This window comes from Protofrankia sp. Cj3, from assembly GCF_917627355.1.
Taxonomy (GTDB): domain Bacteria; phylum Actinomycetota; class Actinomycetes; order Frankiales; family Frankiaceae; genus Protofrankia.
The window spans coordinates 28,851-36,612 of sequence record NZ_CAKJTR010000018.1 but is presented as its reverse complement, the minus strand read 5'-3'; the positions used below and the strand labels follow the sequence as shown (position 1 = coordinate 36,612).

8 protein-coding genes are annotated in these 7,762 nt (G+C 72.2%); all 8 read left to right on the top strand.

What is annotated here, in order from left to right:
- Positions 1 to 88 precede the first annotated feature (88 nt).
- The 8 genes from MJ783_RS04245 to MJ783_RS04210 are packed head-to-tail and all read left to right on the top strand — an operon-like array spanning position 89 to position 7,720.
- On the top strand, positions 89 to 1,324 hold the full coding sequence (locus tag MJ783_RS04245) for an acyl-CoA dehydrogenase family protein (protein ID WP_239308604.1): 1,236 nt from the start codon (positions 89 to 91) through the stop codon (positions 1,322 to 1,324).
- On the top strand, positions 1,321 to 2,496 hold the full coding sequence (locus MJ783_RS04240; protein WP_239308603.1) for an SDR family oxidoreductase: 1,176 nt from the start codon (positions 1,321 to 1,323) through the stop codon (positions 2,494 to 2,496). The genes MJ783_RS04245 and MJ783_RS04240 overlap by 4 nt, the downstream gene beginning before the upstream one ends.
- A complete protein-coding gene (locus MJ783_RS04235; protein ID WP_239308602.1) occupies positions 2,493 to 3,497 on the top strand; it encodes an SDR family oxidoreductase in 1,005 nt (334 codons plus the stop codon). The genes MJ783_RS04240 and MJ783_RS04235 overlap by 4 nt, the downstream gene beginning before the upstream one ends.
- On the top strand, positions 3,494 to 4,996 hold the full coding sequence (locus tag MJ783_RS04230) for a PEP-utilizing enzyme (protein WP_239308601.1): 1,503 nt from the start codon (positions 3,494 to 3,496) through the stop codon (positions 4,994 to 4,996). Before MJ783_RS04235 ends, MJ783_RS04230 begins: the two co-directional genes overlap by 4 nt.
- A complete protein-coding gene (locus MJ783_RS04225) occupies positions 4,986 to 5,267 on the top strand; it encodes an acyl carrier protein (RefSeq protein WP_239308600.1) in 282 nt (93 codons plus the stop codon). The genes MJ783_RS04230 and MJ783_RS04225 overlap by 11 nt, the downstream gene beginning before the upstream one ends.
- Before the next feature lies 1 nt (position 5,268).
- Positions 5,269 to 6,543: a 3-isopropylmalate dehydratase large subunit gene (locus MJ783_RS04220; RefSeq protein ID WP_239308599.1), complete on the top strand. Its 1,275-nt coding sequence runs from the start codon at positions 5,269 to 5,271 to the stop codon at positions 6,541 to 6,543.
- The gene (locus MJ783_RS04215; RefSeq protein WP_239308598.1) at positions 6,540 to 7,070 is read left to right on the top strand and encodes a 3-isopropylmalate dehydratase; all 531 of its coding nucleotides are present in this window, start codon (positions 6,540 to 6,542) and stop codon (positions 7,068 to 7,070) included. Before MJ783_RS04220 ends, MJ783_RS04215 begins: the two co-directional genes overlap by 4 nt.
- Complete coding sequence (locus MJ783_RS04210; RefSeq protein ID WP_239308597.1) at positions 7,067 to 7,720, top strand: hypothetical protein; 654 nt, start codon at positions 7,067 to 7,069, stop codon at positions 7,718 to 7,720. Before MJ783_RS04215 ends, MJ783_RS04210 begins: the two co-directional genes overlap by 4 nt.
- Positions 7,721 to 7,762 lie beyond the last annotated feature (42 nt).

Genomic DNA, 7,762 nt, shown 5'->3' with positions numbered 1-7,762 from the left:
CCGGCGCGGTCACCGACAGCCCCGCCGGCACCGGCCCGCCGGCACCGCTCCCGGCGGCACCGGCTGACTCCTCGAAGGCCGTGAGATCATGAGCTCGGACACCGCCGACGTCATCGAGCAACACGCGGCCACCCCGACGCGGACCGGGCAGCCACTGTTCGGCCAGGGCCTGTTCGGCGAACACCTGACCGACGCGGCGGACGGGATCCGGGCGGTCCTGACCGACGTCGTGCGTCCGTGGGCGCACGAGGCCGAACGAGCGGGGCGCTTTCCCCGGCAGGTCCTCGCGGGCCTGGCGGCGGCGGGCGTCATCGCGCGGCGCTGGCCGGCCGGCTGCGACGGCGACACGGGCTGGGGCGCGCTGCTCGCCATCGAGAGCGGCCGGCTCGGTTTCGCCGGGCTCAGCGTCGGCATCAGCCTTCAGGTGGAGACCGTCGCGAGCATCCTGCACCGCTACGGGCGCACCGAGCTGCTGCGCGGGTATCTCGACGGGGTCCGGGACGGCAGGCTCGTCGGCTGTCTGGGCGCGAGCGAGGCCGGCGGCGGCTCGGACCTCATGAGCGTCAGCACCACCGCGACGAGGATCCCGGACGGCTGGCAGGTGCGCGGGGAGAAGAAGTTCCTCTCTCTCGGCCGGGTGGCCGACTTCGCCCTGCTGCTCTGCCGCATGGACGGTGACGGGGCCGGGGGACTGGGTGTTGTCGCCGTGCCGGCGGCCGCGCTGACCGTACGCAAACGGCTGGTGAAGACCGGCACACAGTCGCTCGACACCACCTGGATGGATGTCGCCTGCACGGTTGGTGAGGACGCCGTTGTCGCCCGGCCTGGGCTGGGGCTGCTGGCGGTGACCTACGGGCTGACCTATGAGCGGCTGTCCGTGGCCGGGCAGGTCGTCGGCTGCTGCGAGTACGCGATCGACCTTGCCGTCTCCCATCTGCACAACCGCCGGCAGTTCGGCCGCCCGCTGTTCGAGTGCCAGGCGCTGCGCATCCGGATCGCGGAGCTGGCATCCCGGCTCACGGTCCTGCGGCACGCGGTGCTCGCGATGGCCGCGGGGCTGTTCGCGCCGGGCGGTCCCGGTGTCCGCGAGGTCGCCGCGCTCAAGGTCACCGCGGCCCGGTTCGCGGAGGAGTGCACGAGCGAGTGCATGCATGTCTTCGGCGGCGCCGGCTATCTCGAGGACGAGACGCCGCTCAGCCGGATGTGGCGGGACTCGCGCCTTGCCCGCATCGGCGGCGGCACGGACGAGATGATGTGGGAGCTCGTCGCGGGCGGCCTCGGCGGTGACGGCGAGACCTATCGCGCGGCGGTGAGCCTCCGGTGATCCGGCTGCTCGTGGCGGGCATGTCCGGCCAGCTCGGCCATGGCCTGGCCAGCGTCCTCGCTGATGCCGCTGATGCCACTGGCCTGGTCCGGCTCACGCGCGTCGTTGCCCGCGCGCACCCGGCCGGTCGCGGCCCGGCCGGCGGTGCTCCTGTCGGCGGTGCTCCTGTCGGCGGTAGCCCCGACAGCGGCGGGCGGATGGTACCGGGCGATGTCCGCCAGCCCGGCTGGGGCCTCGATGCCGGCGCTCTCGCCGATCTGTCCGACGTCGGCGTGGTGGTGAATCTTGCCGCCGAGACGAACTGGGCAGCTGCCCAGCAGGCGCTTTTCACCGCGAACACGGTCGGCGCCGTCGAGGGGCTGAACCTCGCTCGCCGGCTCCAGGAGGCGCACGGCCGGCGGGTGGCCTACATCTACGCGTCCACCGTCTACGTCGCGGGCGGCCGGCTCGGTGTCGTGCCCGAAACACCACTGGGGCCATGCCGGCACCGGACCGTCTACGAGGAGAGCAAGTGGCTCGGCGAGCAGGCGCTCGTGGAGCAGTGGCGGCCAGGCGACCCACCGGTACTGATCGCGCGGTTCGCCGCGCTTGTCGGCGACTCCGTCACCGGTACCACCCGACGCCGCAACTCGCTCTACCTGCTCGCCGCGCGCTGGGAGGAGCTGCCGCTGCGGATGCTTCCCGCCATGCGCGACGCGCGGGTGGACGCCCTTCCCCGCGATGTGGCGGCCCGCGCGCTGCTCGCCGCCGCCCGGCGTATCGTGGCCGGCGGTACCGGCGCGTACGACGACGGCCCGGCCGTCGTGCACGTCGCGGGCGGACAGAGCGCGCCGACGCTGCGGGCGTTGCTGGAACTCGCCCGGTCGCAGGGGCCGCACCGGTTCCGGCACATGCTGCGGCTGGTACCGACATCGGCCGAGAGGATTCTCTGGCTGTCGCAGAATCCCGGCCGCTTCTATCGGCCTGACGAGGCGTGGACGAACTCGCTCACCGGGCTGCGGTACGTGGCGCTCGACCGTGTCTACGAAACAACGCGGCTGCGTTCCCTGCTGCCCGCCACAGATGTTCCCCAGGTCGAACCGGCTTTGCTCGCCCGGATCCTGTTCGGCCTGCCGGCCAGCCCCGTGGCAGCTGAGCTGCCCGGCGATCCCGCAATGGCGAGGTTCGAGTGAAGCTTCTGGTAGTCGGTGGCAGCGGCTATCTCGGCCGCGCTGTGGCGGTGGCCGCTGACCGGGCCGGAGCCCAGACGCTGTCGTTGTCAAGGTCGGGGTACCACCCGGCCGGCCCGGGGGCGGCCGGGACCGGGCTGGTGGGTGACGCCACCCGGCCGGGCTTCGGGCTGTCCGGCGCGGCCCTGGAGGAGGTCCGCGAGGAGGTCACCCATGTGGTGCTCGCCTTCGGCTCGGTGCGCTGGGACTGTCCGCCGAGCGAGGCACTCGCCGTCCACGACACGGGCATGCGCACCGTGCTGGCGAGCCTGCGACAGCTGCGGGCGCTCACCCGGGTCGTCCACGTCTCGTCCCTGTTGGTGCTCGGCCGCGCCGAGGGCCTGGTCGGTAACCGCGAGCTGTTCGTCGGCCAGCGGTTCCGGAACTGGTACGAGTACGGGAAGTACTGCGCTGAACGGCGGGCCCGCGACGCGGGCGATCTCCCAGTCAACATCGTGCGGCTCGGGCCGGTGCTGGGGACACCTCCGGCGGGGCTTGCCCTCGACACCTCCCACGGCCTGCTGGCGGCGCTGCCGTACCTGCTGACCGGCGGCCCGGTGCACCTGGACCGGCGCGGCCACTACCCCTGCTACGTCAGCGAGGTCGGATCAGCCGCACAGGTGATCATGAATGCGCTCAACGCCCCCTCGACCGGCCAGACCTGGAGCTGGTACGACCCGGATCTCCCGACGCTCGCGCAGGTCTACACCGACCTGTGCGCGGCCTGGGGGCGGATTCCCCGCCTGGTGGACGTGCCCGCGCTGCGGCCCGTGCTCCGCCTGGCCAGCCGCCGCGTCGGAGTGATCCCTGAACTGCTCGACTACAGCCGGCCGTGGTTCGAGCTGGCTCCAGACATCCTGTCCGACCTGCCCGGCGACCGGCCCGTCAGCGGCGGCGACTACGTCACGACGACCGGGCGGCACCTTCGCGACCGGGGCCGCGTCATGGCCGGGGCGATGCGGTGAGCGGCGTCGACACCGACGTCCACCCGTTCTTCCGGTTCTACTCGGCGGGCAACTTCGGCGAGGTCGCGCCACAGCGGCTCTCCCCGATGTCATGGTCCCTCGTGGGCGAGCCGATGGAGCGGGCAACCCGGGTCTTCAGCCGCCGGGTGTGGGGACGGTGCGCCTGGGCGGAGGGAAGCTGCTACGTGTTCGTCGGGTACTTCGGCTGTCGGCCCTACCACAACCTGTCGTCGTACTGCGCGCTCGCCGACAGCATCCCCGGCGTCGAAGCGTCCGATGTCACCGCGGCCTACTTCGAGGACATCGAACCGCCACCGGGCATCGCGGGCGTGACCGTTCCCTGGTGGGCGCGGGCCCGGGCGCCCGGCCGGGTGCTGCTCGAGCTCGCCGGCACCGGCCCCCGGCTGCGGCTGCTGGAAGCCCGTGTCGCCGAGCTCGAGCGCGACGCCCGGCGGACCGCGGGTGGCGGGGCGGACACGGCCGGCATGCTCGCCCTCGTGCTCGAACGAGCCCGTGCGGTGCTGGTCGACGCCTGGTCGGTCCACATCCTGAGCACCGCCGGGCTCGTTCCGGCGCGGGTCGCGCTGCGCCGGGCGCTGCGGCGGCTGGTCCGCCACGGCGACGAGGTCGAGCTGTGGCTGTCGCGCCCGCGCGAGCTGGTCTGGCGGCGTCTGCACGCGGCCGCCCTCGCCGGGCCAGATGGCTCGGGTGACTTCCTCGCGTCGTCGTTCTACGAGGTCGCGGACGGCCACGCGCCCTGGGCCAGCTACGCCGTGCGCCAGCAGGTCGTGACCGGGACGGCCGAGGACCGGGTGGACGTGCTCGATCCCGGTGTCGCCGCGGTGGAGATGCTCGGCGAGCACAACCGCCGGATCGTCACGGCGCTCTCGTCCACCGTCGGCGAGACCATGGCCGCCAGGGAACACAGCAAGTCGCTGGTGATGCGCACCCTGCACGTCTTCCGGCGGGTCCTCCCGCGGTGGGCGGTGGTGCGCGGGGTGCCCGACCACGCCTGGCCATACCTCACCGTGGCGGAGATCTGCGGGACGGGCCGGCTGGACGTGCTCGAACGGCGGTGGGACGACCGGCGCGAGGCGTGCGAGAAGGCGCTGGCCACCGAGATGCCTGAGCACCTCGACCTGCGGGACCCGGCGAGCCCGCGCCCATGGCTCGGCCGCGGCGTACGGCCGGCCAAGGGCGTCTCACCCGGGCGGGCGACCGGCCTGGTGATCCATCCAGACATCTCCGACATCTCCGATATCCCCGCCGAGCCCGTGGTGCTCGCATGTGTCTCGGCCGACGCGGATGTCGCGCCGCTGCTGCCCTTTGTCTCGGCAGTGGTGACCGAACGGGGCAGCGAACTGTCGCATATCGCCATTCTCTCCCGGGAGTACGGGATTCCCTGCGTCGTCGGCCACCAGAGCGCGGCGGCTATTCCCACCGGCACATTCATGACCGTGGACGGAACATCAGGAGAGGTACGGGTTCATGAGCGATAATTCCGCGCCCGACATCATCGGGGCGTTAGCGGCGGAATACAGCCGTATCAAAGGGGTGCGCCGGGACCTGCGTGCGTCCGATCGAATCGTGGAGGACCTGCGTATCGACTCGATCAGCGCGATAGAGATGCTCGTCCGTGTCGAGGAGCTGCTCGGCATCAGCATCGTGGCCGACCCCAGGATCGCGGGTCTGTCGACCATCGGGGACATCCTCGAGCTGGTCGCCGTGATCCGCTCCGGCGCCGGGCCCACGGCCGAGAGAACGGCCTGACATGCCGGGCTTCCCGTCGCTTGCCGAGCGCATCCTGTCCCGGAAGGCGGGCCGTTCCCTGCGGGCCGGCCAGGTCGACGAATTCGAGATCGACCTGGCGCTGACCCACGAGGTGCTCGGACCGCCCACGTTCCGCACCTTCGAGACGCTGGGGGTGCCGCTCTGGAATCCCGACCGGGTGTACGTGACCATCGACCATTTCGTGCCCGCGGCAACGGTCGCGCAGGCGGAGAACAACCGCGCCATCATCGCCGCCGTCCAGCGGCACGGCATCACCCACACCGGTTTCTACGACGGCCCGAGCCATCAGACCCTCGCCGAGAGCGGGCTGGCAGGTCCCGGCGATGTCGTCGTCGGGACCGATTCCCATACCTGCACGGCGGGTGCGCTCGGCAGTTTCGCGACCGGCATCGGCGGTACCGAGATGGCGGGGGTCCTCGCGACCGGGAAGCTGTGGCTGAAGGTGCCGCACGCCATCTCGGTGCGGCTGACGGGGAGCCCACCGACGGGGGTGTCGGCGAAGGACGTCGTCCTGTACCTGCTGCGGGACCTCGGCATGGACGGCGCGACCTACGCCTCGCTGGAGTTCGGCGGTCCGGGCGTGCGGGCCATGCCGATGGACGAGCGCCTCGTGCTCGCGAACATGGCGGTGGAGCTCGGCGCCAAGGTCGGCCTTGTCGAGGTCGACGAGACGACATGGCGCTATGTCGGGCGCGAGCCCGAGCCTGGCCTCGACCTGACCCTGCACGACGGCACTGACTACAGCCGCCGGATCACAGTCGAGCTGTCCGCGCTGGAGCCGCTGTGCGCGGCCCCGCACAGCCCCGCGAACGTCCGGCCGGTCGCGGATGTGGCCGGAGTCGTTATCCAGCAGGCCTACATAGGCTCGTGCACGGGTGGCCGGCTCACCGACTACCGGTCCGCGGCCCAGATCCTGCGCCATCGGCGCGTCGCCAGCTCGGTACGGCTCATCATCACGCCGGCCTCGAAGGTCATCTACCGCGCGATGCTCGCCGAGGGCCTGCTGGAGATCTTCGCGGCGGCCGGCGCGATCGTCGAGCCGCCCGGGTGCGGCCCGTGCGCGGGCCTGCAGGCGGGAGTCCTGGCCGACGGTGAGACGGCGATCACCGCGAGCAGCCGTAACTTCGTCGGCCGGATGGGCAGCGCGGGGGCGAGCATCTACCTGGCGTCGCCGGCAACGGTCGCGGCCAGCGCGACGACTGGCATGATCACTGATCCGCGGGGCCTGTTATCCGCTGACGAGGTGCTCCGGTGAACATCACGGTGTCCGGCCGCCGCTGGCGGCTCGGTGACAACCTCGATACCGACGTCCTGTTCCCCGGCAGCTTCATGACCCTGACCGGCGCGAAGGCCGATGTCGCGCTCAGCGGCCTCGCGATGCTGCTGCCCGAGATCGCCGACGGGTTCCGCCCGGGTGACGCGATCGTCGCGGGCAGCAACTTCGGCTGCGGCTCCAGCCGGGAGTACGCGGCGGCGGCGCTCAAGGATCTCGGCATCAGCGTCATCCTGGCCCGTTCGTTCGCCCGGATCTTCTTCCGCAACGCGCTCAACATCGGGCTGCCGGTCCTGGAGATCGACCGGGTCGACCTGATCCCCGACGAGGGCCCCCTGCTGGTGGACCTCACGGCGGGAACCGTGTCGGGCGCGGACGGGAGCGTGGCCACCGGCACGGTGCTGGACCCGTTCCTGCTGGATCTGCTGCGTGACGGCGGCCTCATGCCGCGGCTGCGCGCCCGGATGGCGTCCCTGGACACAGCAGACGGACGAGGGGAGCACGCGTGACGGACACACGGAGCTCCGGCGGCACCGCCGGGCCGGAAATCGTCGCGGCCGGTGTCGACGGCGCGGCCGGTGTCGACCGGGCGCTGCACGCGCTTGCCGTCATGGGCACGGCGACGCCCCCGCAGTACGTCCAAGCGACGGGCAGGCCAGCCGCTGAGCTGGACGCCTGCGTGGATCGTGGGCTTGCGATGTGCCGGCCGCCCAGCGACCGCTACGGCCTCACCCCAGCCGGCCGGGAACGTCATGCCCGCTGGCTGCCGGTGGCCACCGCTTCGCTGCGTGGGCCGCTGCCGGTTGTCCTCGACGCGTTCCGGCTGGTCAACCGTGACGTCAAGGAACGCTGCACGCGGTGGCAGCTGCGCGATGGCGTGCCCAACCCGCACGACGACGCCGGCTACGACAGCCGGATCATCGAGGAGCTCGCGTCGCTGGCGGTGCGGTGCGCGCAGCTGCTCGCCCCGCTGGCCGTCGTCGAGGAGCGGTTCGCGCGCTACCCGGCGCGGCTCACCGGCGCGCTCGCCCGCGCCCGCGCCGGTGAGGTCCGCGCGGTGACCGGTGTCCTGTGCGGTTCCTTCCATGAGGTGTGGATGGAACTGCATCGTGACCTGCTGCTGTCGGGCGGGGCCGAACGCGGCGCGGCGGACGAGTGACCGGGGTGACCGCGTGCCCGCCGCGCGGCGTCAGCCGTTCAC